The sequence below is a fragment of the Mycobacterium uberis genome, from assembly GCF_003408705.1.
Classification (GTDB): Bacteria; Actinomycetota; Actinomycetes; order Mycobacteriales; family Mycobacteriaceae; genus Mycobacterium; species Mycobacterium uberis.
Map to the genome: position 1 here is coordinate 21523 of NZ_QAYL01000022.1, position 18976 is coordinate 40498.

Here is an 18976-nt window from a genome sequence, read left to right on the forward strand (position 1 = left end):
CTAACCGAGTCAGCTGTTTGGCGATCACGCACCCCCAGCAAGGGGCACGCTCGTTCACAGAGCCATAACCCAGTCATTCCGCCGTCTCGTTGTCGGCGGCACCACTGTTCGGATCTCACTCTTCGGTCTTCTGATCAACTTCGTCAATTGGGGCGTGTTTGCCGAAAAATTCACTAGTATCAATCGTGTTTCCGTTAACATCAGTGACCGTCGCCGCCTTGACCACCGCTGCGACCGCCAGCTCACGCCGCACGTCGGCGACCAAGGACGATAACTGGTTGTTTTCCCGCAGAAAGCCAAACAGTTGCTGTGGGTCGACACCGTGTTGGCGAGACGCGGCGAGCAAACGTTCGGTCAGGTCATCCTGGCCCACCTGGATCTTCTGGTCCTCAGCCACGGCATCTAACAGCAACTTCCTCGCTACGTCCTTCTCTGCGGCACTATGGGTCTCGGCCTCGAACTCCTCGCGCGATGACCCACGCTTAGCGAGCGCCTCGGCAAACTTGGCTTCGTCGTGGCCCAGGCCACTCAACGAGGTACGCAAGGCACTATCGAACTGATCCTGCACAATCCCTTCCGGCAATGGTACGTCTACCCGCTCGAGCAACGCGTCCACAACCGCGTCGCGGATTTTCTCCGCTTGCTGGGCGCGTTTGGCTTGGCAGACCTGATCGCCAAGATTGGCCCGTAGCTCCGCCACGGTGTCAAACTCACTAGCTAGTTGCGCGAACTCATCGTCCGGCCTCGGTAGTTCACGTTCTTTGACCGACTTGACGGTGACCGTGACCTCCGCGTCCTGCCCGACATGTTCGCCGGTCGCCAACTGGGTGGTGAAGACCCGCGATTCTTCGGCGGACAATCCGATGAGCGCATCGTCGAGACCTGCAATAAGCTGACCGGAGCCGACCTCATAAGACAACCCTTCTGCGTCGGCGTTCGGTACCTTCACGTCATCGACGGTGGCCGACAAATCGATCGAGACAAAGTCACCGAGCATCACCGGCCGGTCCACGCCGATCAGGGTGCTGAACCTGGCACGCAACGACTGCAGCTCAGCTTCAACATCATCGTCGCTGACCTCGACCGGATCCACAGTAACCTTCAGCGTGCTGAAATCCGGAAGTGCGATCTCGGGGCGTACCTCAACCTCGACGGTGAACGCCAGATCCTGGCCGTACTCCTTTTTGGTCACCTCGATTTTAGGCTGACCGATCGGTTGGACCTCCGACTCCGCCAGTGCCTGTCCGTACCGGCTGGGCATGGCTTCGTTAACAACCTGATCGAGCAACGTTTCCCGACCGAAACGGGCTTCCAGCAACCTCGCGGGCGCCTTCCCGGGCCGGAAACCGGGCAGCCGCACGTGTTTGGCCAGCTCTTTGTAGGCCCGCTGGAAATCCGGCTCGAGCTCCGCAAAAGGCATTTCCACGTGGATCCGCACCCGGGTAGGGGTCAGCTGCTCGACAGTACTCTTCACGGATGTGCTCCTCGATGGTCGTCCCTGGCAGTCGGTCGGGGTGACAGGATTTGAACCTGCGACCTTCCGCTCCCAAAGCGGATGCGCTACCAAGCTGCGCTACACCCCGCGCTGATCACGCGATCCTACGACTCGATTGCAGCGGCTTGGCAGCGACCTAACTGCCTAACGGAGCGATCGCAAAACAGTTTCGATTAGATTTGACGCCTGCCACCACGTACAGTCGCGCTCGACTGATACACGCGGGCGTAGCTCAATGGTAGAGCCCTAGTTTTCCAAACTAGCTACGCGGGTTCGATTCCCGTCGCCCGCTCGGGTTAACCTTTTGGCTCAACGGAAAGGCGCTATGAGCAACGTCGTCACCCGAAGGCTCATACGTGTCCGACTTCGTCGGCGTACGAGATGCGTTTGAACAGGACTTTGCGTTGCTTAACGAAGTTGGTGCGGCCATAGCGGTGTGGGTCGACAGGGTCCTCTAGTCGTCAACCTCTGGGGCAGCCCCGCTGACGCCGCCGGCATCCGACCGTGGCAGCAAGACACGCTATCCGTCGTGATCTCCGGAACCAAGGAGTTGACCAGCACCTGCGTACACCAGCTCGCCGACCACAACAAGCTGGATCTGCACGCACCGGTGGAACGGTACTGTCCGGAGTTCGGACAAGTGAGCAAGGACCCATGATACTGAGCCGCCGCTGAATCGTGGTGACAACCAGGCACCGCCTAGGGCTACCACATGGCCAGCTTCGGTTACACTGTGGGTAATAAATTGCTTAGACGCCACCAAGTCCAATGCGGACCCACGCAGCCTGGCTATAAGTAGCCAGGCCTACGTCGCGCTTGGGGCCACCAGCGACGAACTCCCGGTAACGCGAAACTACCTGCGGCCGAGCCCGCCCGGTCGGTCCCGGTCCACCAGGTCCGAGACGGTCATCAGGGCCATGCTCAGGTCTGGCACTGTAAGCACCAAAATACATTGCAACCTCCGAGCACCACGGTACGCAATAGCTCCCCCGCACACCCTGTAGGGCTCGACGGCGCACCGATAGACGTACGGTGCAGCTTGGCCAGGCCGGATAGCAGACCGTGATCGTGCTCAGGGCGCACCATCAAGGTCTTGCTGCGGCGCAAACCGACTTTCATCAGTGCCACGAAGATCGTGGTCCACGCTGCATCGAACCCTGTCTGGCTGACCTCCCGGCCGGCCCGGAACGAGTCGATGCAGTGGTGGAACAACCACTCGCTGCGGTAGGCACTCCCCACCTCGGCGATGACAGTCTGTTCCATCAAGAACGCGCTAATCAATCTGCAGGACCGTGTAGTCCGAGCTCATGTCCACGACAAGTCAGCATCGCCATATCAGCACCGACCATCCACATCCGTACCTGCCCGGCCAGTTCCGGAAGCGATACATTGCCGAGGCAAGCCCATTCGATGAAGCTGCCATAGAGGCCGAGATACACATGCACGATCGGACCGTCGGCGTAGTGATGAAACAAACTCTCGCCCTAGACGTTGACCCACGCTCTGCCCGACTGGGCGCCGCGGCCGTATAGTAGCGAATCACCTCTGCGGACTTGACACCGCGACGAGTGCGCCGGCGAATCGGCGCTGATGCCACCGAGCCAGCCGGTGCAAAGCATACTCTACTGCGCACCAGTAAACCTCAATCCTGGTCTCCAGCCTGAGCGTCAGGAACCGGCGGCGCTTGATGCGTACGTTCGTACTCGGTAAGAATGTCGATACGCCGTCGGTGGCGATGTGCTTTCGACCACGACGTGGTCACGAAAGCGTCGACAATAGCCAGCACCTCGGCGACAGTGTGCATGCGACCGCCAATACCGATCAACTGTGCGTTGTTGTGTTTCCGCGCCAACGTCGCGGTCTCGACGCTCCACGCCAGCGCGCACCGTGCACTGACGACCTTGTTAGCCGCGATCTGCTCACCGTTGCCCGACCCCCCAAGCACAATGCCAAGGCTGCCCGGATCAGCCACCGTGCGCGTCGCGGCCGCGATGCAAAACGCTGGATAATCATCCTCAGCGTCGTAGTTGAAGGCACCGCAGTCGATCGGCTGATGACCGGATTTTTTTAGATGCTCGATGATCCGATGCTTGAGCTCGTAGCCGGCGTGGTCGGCACCTAGGTAGACACGCATGCCCGACATTGTGCCCAACGCTGTTACGACGCTCGCCAAGTTGCCTGGTTTAGTCGAATTGCGGTGGCTCGGTGCGGGTCCGTTTTAGCTCAAAAAAATGTGGGTAGGCCGCAAAAGTCAAGGAGGCATCCCAGAGCTTGCCGGCCTCCTCACCGCGTGGGATTTTCGACAGCACCGGCCCGAAGAACGCCACACCGTTGACGTGGATGGTCGGTGTTCCGACGTCGTTGCCGACCGCATCCACGCCGGTCTGGTGGCTCTCACGCAGCGCGTCATCATAGGCAGTGCTTTGAGCTGCCGCGGCCAACTCTGCTGGCAGACCGGCGTCGGCAAGCGATCCCTTGATGACCTCGTCGAGATTTTTGTTGTCCTCGTGGTGAATCCGGGTGCCCATCGCCGTGTACAGAGCATCCAGCACGCCGGCACCATGGGCTTGCTCGGCAGCGATCGCCACCCGCACCGGTCCCCATGCTTTCGCCATGCCTTCACGATAGTTCTTGGGTAGGTCATCACGGTTTTCGTTGAGTATAGCGAGGCTCATCACGTGAAAGTTCACCTCGACATCACGAACCTTCGCCACCTCGAGGATCCAACGCGAGGTGATCCAACACCATGGGCACAGCGGATCGAACCAGAAATCGGCTTGAGACTTGACGGACGCCTTCTCGGGCATTACCCAGTCCTCTCCCGAAGAATTCAGTAACGGTCAGAATACGGTTCAGCACAACCGTAGTTGCTGCGGGGCCGTTCCCACCCAGAGGTACCGATACTCGGTCCACATAACGACAAGCTCTAAGTTGAATAGATGGCCCTTCCAAACCTCACCCGGGACCAAGCTGTCGAACGCGCTGCCCTGATCACCGTTGACAGCTATCAGATCAACCTCGATCTCACCGACGGCCCCGATGGCGCCCCTAACGAACGCACGTTCCGCTCCACCACCACGGTGGTGTTTGACGCACTCACCGGCGCCAATGCCGTAATCGACATCGCTGCCGATACCGTACGCAGCGCCAGCCTCAACGGTCGCGAACTCGACATCTCCGGGTACGACGAATCGACTGGTATCCTGTTACCCGTACTGGCCGATCACAACGTTGTCGTCGTCGACGCAGATTGCCACTACTCAAACACCGGCGAGGGCCTACATCGCTTCGTCGACCCGGTTGACAACGAGATCTACCTATACTCGCAATTTGAAACCGCTGACGCCAAGCGGATGTTTGCCTGCTTTGACCAACCCGACCTCAAGGCCACCTTCGAAGTGCGGGTGACTGCACCCAAGCATTGGAAGGTTATCTCCAACAGCGCGTGTATCAACGTCACGGGCGGGACACACAGCTTCGCCACCACCCCACGGATGAGCACTTATCTGGTGGCATTGATCGCTGGGCCTTACGCCGCCTGGTTCGACAGTTACAGTGACGAACACGGCGATATCCCGCTAGGCATCTACTGCCGGGCTTCGCTGGCACAATTTATGGATGCTGAGCTGTTGTTCAGCCAGACCAAGCAGGGATTTAGCTTCTACCACAAGCACTTTGGCTTTCCATACGCGTTCGGCAAATACGATCAACTATTCGTCCCGGAGTTCAACGCCGGCGCAATGGAAAATGCCGGCGCGGTGACTTTCCTCGAAGACTACGTTTTCCGCAGCAAAGTCACTCGGGCTTCCTATGAACGACGTGCCGAGACGATATTGCACGAGATGGCACACATGTGGTTCGGTGACTTGGTTACCATGGCCTGGTGGGATGACTTATGGCTGAACGAGTCGTTCGCGACCTTCGCGTCGGTGCTGTGCCAAAGCGAAGCCACCGAGTTCACCGAAGCATGGACAACGTTCGCCACCGTGGAAAAGTCGTGGGCGTATCGGCAGGACCAACTACCATCGACGCACCCAATCGCCGCCGACATCCCCGACTTGGCTGCAGTCGAAGTAAACTTCGACGGTATTACTTACGCTAAAGGTGCTTCCGTACTGAAGCAACTCGTTTCCTATGTCGGGTTGGAGCAATTCCTGGCTGGGTTGCGCGACTACTTCCGCACCCACGCATTCGCCAATGCTACCTTTGACGATCTGCTTGCCGCGCTGGAAAACGCTTCGGGCCGCGACTTGTCGCATTGGGGTCGGCAGTGGCTGAAAACCACTGGGATCAACACGCTAAGGCCAGATTTCGACGTTGACGCCGACGGCAAATTCACCCGGTTCTCAGTGATGCAAAGCGGCGCGGCACCAGGTGCAGGGGAAACTCGGATACACCGGTTGGCGGTCGGAATCTACGACGACTCTGGAGAAGCTGACAAGCTGGTGCGGGTGCATCGGGAGGAACTCGACATCGAAGGTCCAGAAACGGAAGTACTTGCACTAGTTGGCGTTTCGCGTGGAAAGCTGATCCTGGTCAATGATGACGACCTAACCTATTGCTCACTGCGGCTGGATGCCCAGTCGCTGCAGACCGCGCTGCAAAGCATCGCTGACATTGCCGAACCGCTGCCGCGCACCCTGGTGTGGTCGGCAGCTTGGGAGATGACCCGCGAGGCCGAATTGCGCGCCCGCGACTTCGTGACACTGGTATCGGTTGCCGTGCATGCCGAAACTGAGGTCGGGGTGGTACAGCGGCTACTACTGCAAACACAAACGGCGCTAAGCTCGTATGCCGAGCCGGGTTGGGCGCGTGATCACGGCTGGCCACAGTTCGCTGACCGGATCTTGGAATTAGCACGCGCCGCAGCGCCCGGGTCAGATCACCAACTCGCCTTCGTCAACACGCTGTGCTCGTCAGTGTTGTCGCCCCGGCATGTGCAGACTTTGGCTGCCCTGCTCGACGGGGACCCCGTCGAGCAGGGATTACCTGGGATACAGGTCGACACCGATCTGCGATGGCGCATCGTGACTGCGCTGGCCACCGCCGGGGCTCTCGATGCCGACGGGCCGCAGACACCGCGGATCGACGCCGAGATGCAACGTGACCCAACCGCCGCCGGCAAGCGTCACGGCACTCAGGCCGCAGCAGCACGGCCGCAGTCCGATATTAAGGACAAGGCGTTTACCACAGTGATCGAGGACGACACCCTGACTAACGTCGCAGGAAGAGCAATAATTGCGGGCATAGTCGCGCCTGGACAAGGTGAGCTACTCAAGGCATTCACCGCGCGCTACTTCGACGCGATATCAGGTGTCTGGGCACGGCGATCCAGCGAAGTGGCACAAACGGTGGTGATCGGCCTGTATCCCCACTGGGAAATCAGCGACGCCGGCATCGCCGCCGCCGAGGAGTTCCTGACCGCCCCAGAGTCTGAGGTACCACCGGCCTTGCGCCGGCTGGTGCTGGAGGGCCAGGCCGCCGTGAAACGCGCGTTACGAGCCCGGAAGTTCGATAGCGCTAACTAAAACCTCCTCCCTTAACAAGCGCGCGTGCGTGTCTGCACAGGGGCACTCCGCGTAAGCTGTACATCTGCGGATGTTCGCGGCAAAAACTAGGCCGGGGAGATCCCCGCACTGAGCACGTGGATCGCGCTGATCAGCCCATCGATCAGGCCCCTTTGCTTGAAGGCCGAAGAAGCAGCGGCGACACCCCGTGGTGCTGCCGACTCAGCGCCGCGACCCCGGACCTGCGAGCCGTAGACCACCTCGATGACACACTGGTTGGGTGAAACAGCGACCAGCACCGCGTTGTTCGGCGTCGGCACCTGGGCCAGAATCTCGCCAGCCCATGCAGCGGTGTCACTGCCTAAATCACCCAGATAAACCGCGAATCGCGCACGCGAGGCCCGAGAACCGTATTTCAGCGCGTCGTCCAGGGCAACGAGATCTTTGATCGGAAACGGGTAGTGCACCGACAGGTTTCCAGGCTCGGTCACTCCGGAGACCCGTCCGCTGGTAGTGATTACCCAACCCGTGGGCAGCTCAGTGGGCTCGATCGTTGCAACATCACCACGTACCACTGGCACCACCTCCGATTGTGAACTTTGATACTCCATGCCCGTCACCGACCACTTCGTCAGTGGCAGCCCACAGGATGGGCTGATGTGTCCACCGCTCGCCCAATTTATAGGTCGTAGGATGGGTCCCTTTACGCGACAGGATTAGCACTGACAGCACGATCACCAACAACAATGGGATGCCGACGAAGTAGAGGTGAATTTGCAGAATGCTCACGACACAAACCGTATCCCACCACAAGCGTTATCGGCTCACTTGGACAACCACATCATTGATTAGGCGGTGCCCTCGCAGAAGTTTCAAGCCCAGGCTGGGTCCAGTTCTTTAACCGTCGACAATAGCCGCCAATGCTGACTCGCCGGCGGCACCAACGCCCGGCGCATTGCCCAGTCAAGTTTGGTGAGCAGCTTGTCATCTTCGCACTGGTTGCACGTCGAAACAACATGTGGCGCAGCTCTCCCAGAAGTGGTCGCCACCGCGACTCCGTGACACTACGTGGTCGATGGTGACGGCCTTAATCCCAAAACTAGGAACAGCAAAAGCGGTCCCCAATGCATCAAGCGCGGCGCGGGTCATTGGGACACGGGCTCGGTACGGAACAAGGATGATGCAAGACCGCAGCCGGATCACCGACGGTACCGTGATCGACCTAGCCGCCGAATGGATGACCGGCCCGGCAAATATCGATGTGTACGACGTCGGCCTTGCCGCAGATCACCATAACGATCGCTAGTCGCATCGACAACGCGGTAAACGGCTCTTAGGCGAATTTCAGCAGCAACACCCACCGACGATTCCAGATCGACCCTCTCTCGTGGCGGGTGTGCCAGTGGATACCAACGCTGTGCAGGCATTTAGGACTTGCAGGCCTGGCGAAGATTGCTACCGACCCTGGAACTGCGATAGTTACGACGATTCTTGCGCTGCACTATATAACTTCTGCGGAGCAGTCCACCCTGACTAGCTACTGAACACAAGTCAGCAGCAAGCTACATATCATATCAGTCTGGTGAACACCAAGAGCCATCGATCAACTCGAGCCCGCCTCCGGTTGCTAACCAAATGATACACCACAATGGAGGGGATGAATCAAGTGCAGCAGTCTTTCTACGACGCTATTGGCGGGGCCGAGACTTTTACTGCGATCGTGTCACGCTTTTATGCGCAGGTGCCCCACGACAAGGTACTGCGTGAACTGTATCCCACAGACGACCTGGCCGGTGCCGAAGAACGATTGCGCATGTTCCTCGAGCAGTACTGGGGTGGCCCACGAACGTACTCTAACCAGCGCGGTCATCCGCGATTGCGGATGCGTCATGCCCCCTTCCGGATCACTGCCATTGAGCGCGACGCCTGGCTGCGGTGCATGCACGTCGCCGTCGCCTCCATCGACTCGCAAACCCTTGACGACGAGCACAGACGGAAGTTGCTCGACTACTTGGAGATGGCCGCCCACTCCTTGATCAATTCGCCTTGATCAATTCGCTGCCTTGATGTTCGGTGATCAAAATAAACTGGGCAAGACCGGCCCTGGCTGTACATCATGGTGGTCAAACCGCGGTATTATAACGAGGTCTTCTACTGGTGGTCGTTCGCAGACAGCAATGATAACAAGGTGGGCAATCTTGGCGGCCTGGCTGGGGCATCTGGAATTGCTTGATGTCGATGCAATTTTAAATTAACCCTGTCACCGTCTCACCGCTCCTCATTACACTGACCCGTTGTTCGGCAAGCTAGCCGCCTTCGAGCGGCTGATCGCCGCAGCGCACCAGCTCGGCATCAAGATCACCATGGACGCAGTGTCCAATCACACTAATTTGGCGCATCCCTGGCTTCAGGCGGCATTGGCTGCCGACCCCAACCGCACCGCTCGCAATCGCTATTTTCTCCGCAATGGTACCGGCCGCGACAAGTGGCTACCACCGAACAACTGGAACTCGGTGTTCGGCGGGCCAGCTTAGACACGGGTGAACGAACCTAACAGCATCCACGGCTAGCTAGTGGTACCTGCACCTCTTCGACGCTAAGCAACCCGATTTGAATTGATACACCACCCAGATGGCTTCGACGACTGCCAGAAAACGCTACGTTTCTAACTGGAACACGACGCAGTGACCGTCGACAAAGTATTGGGTCACCGACAATGCCCGTTGGCCGAATATCTCCAGTCCAACAAACCGCATCCCAGTTTCAGTTTCCTCTTGGCACAGGCCGATTTCCACGCTGCACCACCACCATCTGTAACACGATACAGAACTCCCTGACGGCCACGTAGATCGAAAGCATGATCCTGACCTAGACATCGGTGAATCATGACATAAACTGGAAGGCCCCCATTATAGCGATAGCGGACTGCGGCGCACACGGACCGTATCAATGATAGTATTTGCTATACTAAGTATAGTCGTTCATCTACAATGGCCAGGTGCTGGAGTTGCCTGACTGGAACTTGCTGGACGAGGCACTGCAGTACCCGACGTGGGAACGCTCGGGTTATGCCAAGCGTGGCCGTGGCCAATGTCGGGTTCCGCTCCCATGGTCAGGCGTCGCTCCCCCGTCTGGGCTCTCCGTGCCTGGCCCAATGCCTGGTTGCCGGCGCTAACGGACTGGACGACGCTGGCCGTCGATAAACAGCGTTCCGATGCCAACTCGACATTGTCGTTCTTTCGCCAGAAGTTCAAGTTTCACAGAGAAAGAACAGGATTCGATTCGATAGCGGAACAAAGTGACTGACTGGGCCAAACGATACGCTGACCTTCCGGTAGCGAGCTGGCATGCGCATTGAACGCCAGCGACCGTGCGATGACACTGCCAACAAGAGAACTCATACCTACCAACGCACCACTGGTGGACGGCCAATTGCCGCCACACACCGAAGCCTAACTGATCTGAAAACATTAATTTAACACCAGCGCCGGATGGCCACGGTATCTATACATCGAGCCAAACTAGGCATCGAGCCGTAACCGTGCAAGAGAGGATCCAGACCCGGATCGTTTCTTTGGCGTCAATCTTATCTAACGATTGCAACAGGAAAACCATTGCAGCCAAAGCGAACACATAGCGCAGGAGTAGACCCACACTGACGTCTTCAAAGCTGACCTGAATGACCTCCTGGTCAAGCGGGGAAGCCGACAGACCGTAAGAACTGCTGTGCTCATACGTTGAGTTACGGACAATGCTACGCTAAGTTCAACATCATCCAGTCCAGTAAGTCATCGAGGTGAATGAAGCCGGATTCCGGAGACAACACACCTTGCCGCACCGAGTCCATCGAGAAGACTGGATCAACAATAGCCCGAGGCATCCATCTCAGCCAGGTCGCACGCCAATTTTTTTTGCACCAAAAAGATAAAGGGCTGGAATGCGTCTTGGCAACAACCATGCGGCCGGCTAACACATCGAAACCGGTCGCCATCCACGCCGGCAGCAACCCGGCAGATCGTGCACTAAGTTAGATAACAATAGCCTGGTCGAACCTCATTGCGTGATCGACAAACGCAGCAAGATCCTCACTTTAGGCTGCCCTAGCTTGTGAGCCCAGCCACAGTCCTCGCTCAGTTATCTCTACCACCGTTGTACATACTCCCGATGGCGTGACGATAGTCACACTAGCCGCTACTCGTCACGGTAGAATTGAGTACAATGTGACTCGCATGATAACAGCAAGTTTGGACTCGGGGTCAGCGTTGACCGACTGCACCTCATAACCAAACGTGGAAATCCACCACCCGCAGCCGCTGCACCCAAATACAATGGCAAATCGGTCAGTCGCAGCTGACCCTAATGTACGTGCCTCTGACGTTGGCGATCAGCAAACCAGTGGAAGTGATGTCGGCATCAAAAGCGTCTCTGAGAAACGGGACCCGCGCCTTTTCGAAAATCGTGACCATAGTCGCGTGGTTGATGCGCTGATACATGTCTATGTCCGACTATCGGACTGGCACGGCTTCAACGAACCTCGCACTTATCCCGACGACCCGCGTCCACTGGTGCGAGTCATTCGACGGATCTGTCGTGCCGCAACTGACAACGTCGCGAGATCCTTTTCACCGCTGGCGTGGATCTCGGTGAGCGTCCGGCGTGCCCGTTCCACCCGGGAAGCGCTGATGTGCTCCCACTCAGCGATCTTCTCTTCGCCGCTTTCGTCTGGCTCCCCGGCAGCAAGCACATCGAAACACAACGACCGCAATGAAGCATAGATGTCGTCACGAATAGCTAAGCGCGCCAAAGAATGCCAGCGGTCCTTTCGGGGCAGCTCAGACACCGCCGTGAGCAGTCCATCGGTACCTAGCAGGTCCATCAGGGCGAAATAGGTGTCTGCAACCTCGGCATTGTCGACCTCGGTGATGTCGGCGATGTCGCTAATGTCGAGCAGATTGTAGCGATACAGTCCGACCGCAACTAGGTAAGCCAAGTCTTCGGGCGCACCCTGTGACGCAAATTCCGCGGCTTCCTGTTCGACGATGGCCTTGTCATCACCGCGCAACCACTCTGACATCCGCGGTGTCAGCTCTTTAACCTTTGCGGCAAATCGATTGATCTCGGCGCCAACAGCTAACGGCTGCGGACGATAGTTGAGGAGCCACCGTCCGGCGCGGTCGATCAGCCGACGGGTATCCAACGTCATCCGATTCGACAGAGCGACCGGCAAGTTTGCCGCGCGGATCCGCCGCCACACATCATCCACGCCGAAGATAGCGTCGGTGGCAACATAGGCACGCACCGCATCAATCGGCCCAACTCCAACATCCTCGGTGATCCGGAAGGCATAACTGATACCAGCGGTGTTCACCAGATCGTTGATCAGCATGGTCGTGACGATTTCGCGGCGCAGCTGGTGTGAACGGATCTCCGGGGTGAAACGATCCCGCAGTGGCTTGGGGAAGTATCGCGGCAACCGCGACGCGAAGACATCCTGATCCGGCAGTTCGGTGGCCAACATCTGCTCTTTGAGTGCCAGCTTGACATGCGCCATCAGCGTCGAGAGCTCCGGCGAGGTAAGGCCGATGCCGGCCTCGGACCGCCGTGCAATCTCCTTCTCCGACGGCAGCGCCTCCAATTCACGGTTGACTCCGCGTTCATCCACCAAATACTTGATCTGCATCGCGTGCACAGAGAGCATACTGGCCGCGTTGGCGCGACTGGTGCCAATCAAGTCGTTCTGGTCCTCGTTGTCGGTGAGCACCAGCTGTGCGACCTCGTCGGTCATCGATTCCAACAGGTGTTTGCGCTCCTCGACCCTCACCTTGCCCGCGGTGACCAGTGAGTCGATCAGAATCTTGATGTTGACCTCGTGGTCGGAGCAGTCCACACCGGCCGAGTTGTCCAACGCGTCTGTATTGATCCGCCCGCCGGACAGATCAAACTCAACGCGACCCAACGCAGTAACACCAAGGTTGCCACCTTCACCGATGACCTTGGCGCGCACCTGATTTGCGTTGACTCGCACCGGATCGTTCGCGCGATCACCGACGTCGGTCACGGACTCAACTTCGGCCTTGATGTAGGTGCCAATGCCACCGTTAAACAACAAATCCACCGGTGCCTGCAGAATTGCCTGGATCAAGTTGGGTGGAGTCGTTTCTGTCACGTCACTGTCAATGCCCAAGGCGGTGCGGACCTGCGGACTGATCGGGATGGCTTTCTGCTCGCGACTGTACACACCACCACCCTCGCTGATCAACGACTTGTTGTAGTCGTCCCAGCTGGACCGTGGCAGATCGAACATCCGCTGCCGTTCCACCCAGGAAACCGCGGAATCCGGGTCAGGATCGAGGAAAATGTGCCGGTGATCGAAGGCGGCGACAAGCCTGATGTGCTTGCTCAGCAGCATACCGTTGCCGAACACGTCGCCACTCATATCGCCGATGCCCACCACGGTGAATTCCTCGTTTTGGGTATCAACCCCCATCTCCCGGAAGTGTCGTTTGACGGCCTCCCAAGTGCCTTTGGCAGTGATGCCCATGGCCTTGTGATCGTAGCCCACCGAGCCACCGGAGGCGAAGGCGTCACCCAGCCAGAACCCGTAGGACTTGGCTACATCGTTGGCGATGTCGGAGAAAGTAGCGGTACCCTTGTCCGCGGCCACAACCAAGTAAGCGTCGTCACTATCACGCCGCACTATCTGAGGCGGCGCGCTAACTTTTCCGGTCGCATGGTCGACGTTGTCGGTGATGTCGAGCAGCCCAGAGATAAACAGCTGGTAGCAGGCGATGCCTTCGGCCCTTGTCGCGTCGCGGTCAGCGGCGGCGTCGCCGGTGGGCGGCGGTGGCCGCTTGAGCACGAACCCGCCCTTGGCGCCGACCGGTACGATAACGGCGTTCTTGACTGCCTGCGCCTTGACCAGACCCAGAATTTCGGTGCGGAAATCGTCCCGGCGGTCGGACCAGCGCAGCCCACCACGCGCCACCGCGCCGAATCTCAGGTGCACACCCTCGACGCGGGGCGAATACACAAAGATCTCAAACTTGGGCCGGGGCAGTGGCAGCTCGTTGATCAGCTGGGCATCAAGCTTGAGGACAAGCACGTCTTTGCTGCGAGCCGAACCTTCGCGTGTCACACAGTAATTAGTTCTCAGGGTGGCCTGCACCAGGGATGCAAAAGCACGAAGGATGCGGTCGGTGTCTAAGCTCACCAAGGCATCAATATCCGCAGCGACGGCGGCGGCGGCGGCTTGCGCATCGCAACTCGGTGACGAACCCAACGGGCTGGGATCGAAAAGCGCTTCAAACAATGCGACCAGTGATCGAACGGTGGAGGGATGCTCATTAAGTACCGATTCGATGTAGGATTGACTATAGCTGAAACCCGCCTGTCGTAAGTATTTCGCGTAGGCACGCAGTAGCACGACCTGCTGCCAGGTTAGCCGTGCCCGCATCACTAGCTCGTTGAACCGGTCGATCTCGGCGCGGCCCTGCCAGATCGCGGTAACCGCATCGGCGAATCGTTTTGCAGTAGCTTCCCGTTCGTCCGCTGTCGACGCCAGCGGGATTGTCGGATTCGGCGAGATCTTGAACTGATAAATCCATACCGGCAAGCCGTCGGGCCGGGTGACGGTGAACGGTCGTTCCTCGAGCACAACGACGCCCATGCTTTGCAGCATCGGGAGCAGCTGACTCAGCGAGGCACTGCGCCCACCCAAGAACCAGGTCAGCTGGGCGAATCCATCCGCGTTCCGCTCAAAGAACACCAACTTGACCGAATCATCAGCAAGCTCGTTGATGATTCTGATATGCTCAATCGCGTCAACCGGGGTGACGGCTTGTTTATAGGCCTCGGAGAAAGCGGCTGCGTAATGCTCGACGTCAGCTTGCGAGACAAAACCCTCAGAGCAAGATGCCGCGGCGGCAATTAGTCGGTCAGCCCATGTACGCGCAGCTTCGCTTAACATGCCCTGGATGCGGATCCGGTTGTCTTCCGAAACGTCAACCGACCCGGTCGCGGCGCCTTCTGATAGCCTGACCAAGAAATGCATCAGTGCCCAAGGTGATTCACTCACTCGTGCAGTGAACTCCACCTGCATACCCCCGAACTCGCGGACGAGGGTGTCCTCGATCTGCAAACGCACGGCTGTGGTGTAGCGGTCGCGGGGCACATAAACCAAGCAAGAGACGAAGTACTGCAGCCGATCCGCGCGCAAGAACAACAATGCACACTGCCCAGATCCCAGATCTACCACGTCTTTAGCCATGGTCACAAGCCGCTCAGCGCTCAACATGAAAAGCTCTGAACGTGGGACGGTCTGGATAACGTCGAGCAGGAGTTGACCCGGATGAATGGGGTCACTTTCAGCCATTGCCAGTGCTGCACGAACCCGGCGCGAGATCGACGGGATACCCAGGACATCTGCATTCATAGCGGCGACAGTGAAGAGCCCGACGAAGCGGTGCTCAACGAGCCCGCCATCGTCGTATTCGCGGACAGCGATGACATACGGGTACGCGCCGTAGCGCAAATAGCTGCCGACAGCAGCTTGGGCCAAGACGAGCAGCTTGTCATCATCGGTCAGCCGAGGCCGCGAACCCGTACGCGCGCGCAGCACGCCAAGTCCGCTCAATCCGTCGCCAGAGACCCAACCGTCACGCACCCAGCAGCGCTGGTAACCCAACAGCAGGAAATTCCCGTTACCCAACCAGTGCAGCAGCGCCGCGACATCGTCGCGGTCGGAAGCCGAAAAGTGATCTTCTTTGTTAGTTTCGACGTCTGCGGCCAGACCGCTCAAGGTGGCGTTCAACACTGCTGCGTCAGCGGCGACCCGCTGAACGTCGACCAAGACCTTAGGCAACAGCTGTTCGACCTCGGTGAGAGATTTGCTATCGACGGAAGGCAAAAGCTGGATGTATATCCAGGCCTCATCGACCCAAGCCTCTTCGATGGAGTGCGACGTGCCCGATGCTTTGGGTTCGACGCTGAGCAATTCCCCCGTCGAGCTACGACGTACCTCAAACACAGGGGTCATTATGGCCGTACACGTGACCCCGAGTCGGTACAGCAACACGATAATAGAATCCATTAGCATGCTACCGTGATCGGTTACGACTTGCAGTGCGGGCCCAAACCCAGCAGGGTCGTCTGCTGAGTAGACGCAAACACAGTTTTTACCGGTCGGCCGGCGCTGGCCGAGACGATAGTGTGCACTGAGCATGGCTGGCGTCACCAAGGCGCCGGGGTCGACCCGACTAGTTGCCGGAGTTTCACGTGCGTCGCCGTGCTGGCCGCGATAGCTGTCGAGGTATGCCTTAGAGATCCAGTCGGGTACGCCGGTCCCCTGCGTGAACGTGATCCACGGCTCAGCAACGTGCGTAGCTCCGGGATCAATCGTCATGCCGTTTGCTCCCAACTCACCCCGAACACCTCGGATACCAACGCTGGCGAAGCTGACATCAGTCGCGCGTCAACTTGCGGTGAGTCACCCTGTGCAGACACGCGGCTTCGGCACCAAGCCGCTCCACCTTGTTTTCCTCATAGGCACCAAAGTTACCCTCGAACCAAAACCACTTCGCCTCGTTGTCATCGTCGCCTTCCCACGCAAGAATGTGCGTGCATGTGCGATCGAGAAACCAGCGATCGTGCGAAATCACCACCGCGCAACCAGGGAAATTCACCAGCGCGTTCTCCAGCGAACCCAGGGTCTCGACATCAAGGTCGTTGGTCGGCTCGTCCAGGAGGATTAGATTGCCGCCCTGCTTGAGCGTCAGCGCCAGGTTCAGCCGGTTTCGCTCGCCACCGGAGAGCACACCGGCCGGCTTTTGCTGATCGGGGCCCTTGAATCCGAACGCCGAAACATAGGCTCGCGACGGGACCTCAACCTGGCCGACCTGGATATGGTCCAGTCCCTCTGAGACCACTTCCCACACAGTCTTCTTCGGATCGATACCCGCGCGGATCTGGTCCACGTAGCTCAACTTGACGGTTTCACCAACCTTGACAATGCCGCTGTCCGGCTGCTCAAGCCCCACGATGGTTTTGAAAAGTGTGGTCTTGCCAACCCCGTTGGGGCCGATGACGCCGACAATGCCGTTGCGGGGCAAAGTGACGGACAGATCCTTTATTAAGGTACGTCCATCGTAACCTTTATCGAGGTGCTCGACCTCGACCACCACGTTTCCCAGGCGTGGTCCGACTGGGATTTGAATTTCTTCGAAATCGAGTTTACGAGTCTTTTCCGCCTCGGCAACCATCTCCTCGTAGCGCTGCAGACGCGCCTTGCTTTTGGCTTGGCGTGCTTTGGCTCCGGACCGGACCCAGGCCAGCTCGTCGGTCAATCGCTTCTGCAACTTGGCGTCCTTGCGGCCCTGCACAGCCAGTCGCTCAGCCTTCTTCTCCAGGTAGGTGGAGTAGTTACCTTCATAGGGATATGCGCGGCCACGATCCAGTTCCAGGATCCATTCGGCAACGTTGTCCAGGAAGTAACGATCGTGGGTGACCGCCAAAATCGCACCAGCATAACTGGCAAGATGCTGTTCGAGCCACTGCACGCTTTCGGCGTCCAGATGGTTGGTCGGCTCATCGAGCAGTAACAAGTCGGGCTTAGACAGCAGTAACTTGCACAGCGCCACGCGACGCCGCTCACCACCAGATAGGTTTGTCACCGGTTCGTCAGGCGGCGGGCAGCGCAGTGCTTCCATGGCCTGCTCCAGTTGCGAGTCAAGATCCCATGCGTCGGCGTGATCGAGTTCCTCTTGTAGCCGACCCATCTCTTCCATCAACTCGTCGGAGTAGTCGGTGGCCATTAATTCAGCGACCTCATTGAAGCGATCAAGCTTGATCTTGATGTCGCCCAAGCCCTCTTCTACGTTGCCGCGAACCGTCTTCTCCTCGTTCAGCGGCGGTTCCTGTTGCAGAATGCCGACACTAGCATCGGTAGCAAGGAACGCGTCACCATTGTTCGGCTTGTCCATGCCGGCCATGATCCGCAAGACACTCGACTTACCTGCACCGTTCGGGCCGACTACACCGATCTTGGCTCCAGGGAAGAAACTCAGCGTAACATCGTTGAGGATTACCTTGTCACCATGCGCCTTGCGGACCTTCTTCATCGTGTAGATGAACTCAGCCATGCCGCCGTATTGCCTTTCTGGTCTGCAGAGCTACTCACGACCATCCTAGGCACCGCGCCATGGCCACAATGCGACCCCTAAGCCGACATGGGTAATACGTGTTAAGCGCAATAGTGACTTCGTCGACCAGGCTTGGATCGGCCCCAGTTGCTGGATCCCCGTCGGGGACTCCGATAACAGCATCGGTAGCCGTAGGACTCAAGCCCGCGTTCGGACCGGTGTACCCAGGTTTACCGATGCGTACAATATACCTACAACAGATCCGGATCTACCGAGGTTGCCCGCATCTCCAGCGACGAACAACGTACGCCGTCCCGGTCCTCTTACTCGCTGGCGTAGATGTGACTGACTACGATCACCAATGCGGCGGTGCGAATTGCTGGCCACCTGTAACTTGACCACTCCCTGATCACCTGCCTTCCGACTTTTTAGATCATCGACGATGTGGATACGGATGTGGTTAACAGTTTTTCAAACACTGACTCATTATCCCTTTGTTGCTTGCTCAATTGTCGTCGTTGGGCCGTGACACATCGACCCTTTTCCGATAGCCATTCAGCGCGGTGCCACCGACAACTAGGGGCAACACGGATTGGCAACCACTGGCCCTGTGGAAAGAACCGTGACTAGGGATCAGTCCGCGCGCTAGCCAGCGGTCCCGACGCGTTGCAGCGCGACAGTTCTGCCAACATCGCGTTGAAGGCGGACAACTCAGCGTCATCGTCTAGTTCAGCCGCGATCCAACCGCCAGGCGGCACCAGAAACCAGGGCTTGCCAGTAGGGCCAGCAACCGCCAGCTACCCAGGGCATGGGTCGGTGGTAGCTCGACTATCGAGCAA

General features: G+C 58.4%; 10 protein-coding genes, 2 tRNA genes and 7 pseudogenes. 5 read left to right on the forward strand and 14 right to left on the reverse strand.

Translation table 11 applies throughout. The features are described 5' to 3' along the window. Positions 1–115: 115 nt before the first annotated feature. On the reverse strand, positions 116–1474 hold the full coding sequence (gene tig / locus MUBE_RS11550) for a trigger factor (RefSeq protein ID WP_116540634.1): 1359 nt from the start codon (positions 1472–1474) through the stop codon (positions 116–118). 35 nt (positions 1475–1509) lie between these two features. Beyond that, a tRNA-Pro gene (locus tag MUBE_RS11555) sits at positions 1510–1583 on the reverse strand. 133 nt (positions 1584–1716) lie between these two features. Here MUBE_RS11555 and MUBE_RS11560 point away from each other — a divergent pair. Further along, positions 1717–1787 (forward strand) — tRNA-Gly (locus tag MUBE_RS11560). A 64-nt stretch (positions 1788–1851) separates the two neighbouring features. Further along, a pseudogene (locus tag MUBE_RS11565) lies at positions 1852–2144 on the forward strand (serine hydrolase domain-containing protein); the annotation flags it as partial. 272 nt (positions 2145–2416) lie between these two features. Here the strand turns inward: MUBE_RS11565 and MUBE_RS11570 are convergent. The 3 genes and pseudogenes from MUBE_RS11570 to MUBE_RS11580 all read right to left on the reverse strand — a co-directional run bounded on the left by MUBE_RS11570 (position 2417) and on the right by MUBE_RS11580 (position 4302). Then, positions 2417–3142: pseudogene (locus MUBE_RS11570) on the reverse strand (Fpg/Nei family DNA glycosylase). After that, positions 3138–3629 carry a ribose-5-phosphate isomerase gene (locus tag MUBE_RS11575; protein ID WP_207801701.1) on the reverse strand — a complete coding sequence of 164 codons (492 nt, stop codon included), beginning with the start codon at positions 3627–3629 and terminating at the stop codon, positions 3138–3140. The pseudogene MUBE_RS11570 and the gene MUBE_RS11575 overlap by 5 nt, the downstream one beginning before the upstream one ends. Positions 3630–3678: 49 nt before the next feature. Then, a complete protein-coding gene (locus MUBE_RS11580; protein ID WP_116540636.1) occupies positions 3679–4302 on the reverse strand; it encodes an Rv2466c family mycothiol-dependent reductase in 624 nt (207 codons plus the stop codon). 132 nt (positions 4303–4434) lie between these two features. Here MUBE_RS11580 and pepN point away from each other — a divergent pair, with 132 nt between their 5' ends. Continuing rightward, entirely contained in the window at positions 4435–7023 is a 2589-nt protein-coding gene (gene pepN / locus MUBE_RS11585) for an aminopeptidase N (protein ID WP_116540637.1), read from the forward strand. Between the two features lie 86 nt (positions 7024–7109). Here the strand turns inward: pepN and MUBE_RS11590 are convergent, their stop codons facing one another. From MUBE_RS11590 to MUBE_RS11600, 3 genes and pseudogenes are all read right to left on the reverse strand, one after another. Beyond that, positions 7110–7577, reverse strand: coding sequence for a DUF5130 domain-containing protein (locus MUBE_RS11590; RefSeq protein WP_207801700.1), 468 nt, complete (start codon positions 7575–7577; stop codon positions 7110–7112). After that, a complete protein-coding gene (ctaJ, locus tag MUBE_RS11595) occupies positions 7564–7782 on the reverse strand; it encodes an aa3-type cytochrome oxidase subunit CtaJ (protein WP_116540646.1) in 219 nt (72 codons plus the stop codon). The genes MUBE_RS11590 and ctaJ overlap by 14 nt, the downstream gene beginning before the upstream one ends. A gap of 92 nt (positions 7783–7874) precedes the next feature. Continuing rightward, positions 7875–8507: pseudogene (locus MUBE_RS11600) on the reverse strand (HNH endonuclease). A 161-nt stretch (positions 8508–8668) separates the two neighbouring features. Here MUBE_RS11600 and MUBE_RS11605 point away from each other — a divergent pair. Continuing rightward, complete coding sequence (locus MUBE_RS11605) at positions 8669–9052, forward strand: globin (protein WP_116540647.1); 384 nt, start codon at positions 8669–8671, stop codon at positions 9050–9052. 66 nt (positions 9053–9118) lie between these two features. After that, positions 9119–9668 (forward strand): annotated as a pseudogene (locus MUBE_RS20470) (alpha-amylase family glycosyl hydrolase); the annotation flags it as partial. An 855-nt stretch (positions 9669–10523) separates the two neighbouring features. On the opposite strand, the pseudogene MUBE_RS20475 reads toward MUBE_RS20470, so the two are convergent. From MUBE_RS20475 to MUBE_RS19130, 6 genes and pseudogenes are all read right to left on the reverse strand, one after another. Then, a pseudogene (locus MUBE_RS20475) lies at positions 10524–11140 on the reverse strand (DUF8010 domain-containing protein). 53 nt (positions 11141–11193) lie between these two features. Then, positions 11194–11495 (reverse strand): annotated as a pseudogene (locus tag MUBE_RS18295) (acyl-CoA thioesterase family protein). A 47-nt stretch (positions 11496–11542) separates the two neighbouring features. Further along, positions 11543–16402 (reverse strand): NAD-glutamate dehydrogenase, encoded by a 4860-nt coding sequence (locus MUBE_RS11625; RefSeq protein ID WP_116540639.1) that lies wholly within the window; start codon positions 16400–16402, stop codon positions 11543–11545. Between the two features lie 58 nt (positions 16403–16460). Further along, positions 16461–18137: an energy-dependent translational throttle protein EttA gene (gene ettA / locus MUBE_RS11630; RefSeq protein WP_116540640.1), complete on the reverse strand. Its 1677-nt coding sequence runs from the start codon at positions 18135–18137 to the stop codon at positions 16461–16463. A 34-nt stretch (positions 18138–18171) separates the two neighbouring features. Beyond that, positions 18172–18593 (reverse strand): annotated as a pseudogene (locus MUBE_RS20480) (single stranded DNA-binding domain-containing protein). A 170-nt stretch (positions 18594–18763) separates the two neighbouring features. Beyond that, the gene (locus MUBE_RS19130; protein WP_279386731.1) at positions 18764–18895 is read right to left on the reverse strand and encodes a hypothetical protein; all 132 of its coding nucleotides are present in this window, start codon (positions 18893–18895) and stop codon (positions 18764–18766) included. Positions 18896–18976 lie beyond the last annotated feature (81 nt).

Bases quoted from the DNA above. Each gene is read 5' to 3' on its own strand.
- MUBE_RS11575 (WP_207801701.1), bottom strand. From the start codon at position 3,629: ATGCGTGTCTACCTAGGTGCCGACCACGCCGGCTACGAGCTCAAGCAT.
- MUBE_RS11580 (WP_116540636.1), bottom strand. From the start codon at position 4,302: ATGCCCGAGAAGGCGTCCGTCAAGTCTCAAGCCGATTTCTGGTTCGAT.
- pepN (WP_116540637.1), top strand. From the start codon at position 4,435: ATGGCCCTTCCAAACCTCACCCGGGACCAAGCTGTCGAACGCGCTGCC.
- MUBE_RS11625 (WP_116540639.1), bottom strand. From the start codon at position 16,402: ATGACGATTGATCCCGGAGCTACGCACGTTGCTGAGCCGTGGATCACG.
- ettA (WP_116540640.1), bottom strand. From the start codon at position 18,137: ATGGCTGAGTTCATCTACACGATGAAGAAGGTCCGCAAGGCGCATGGT.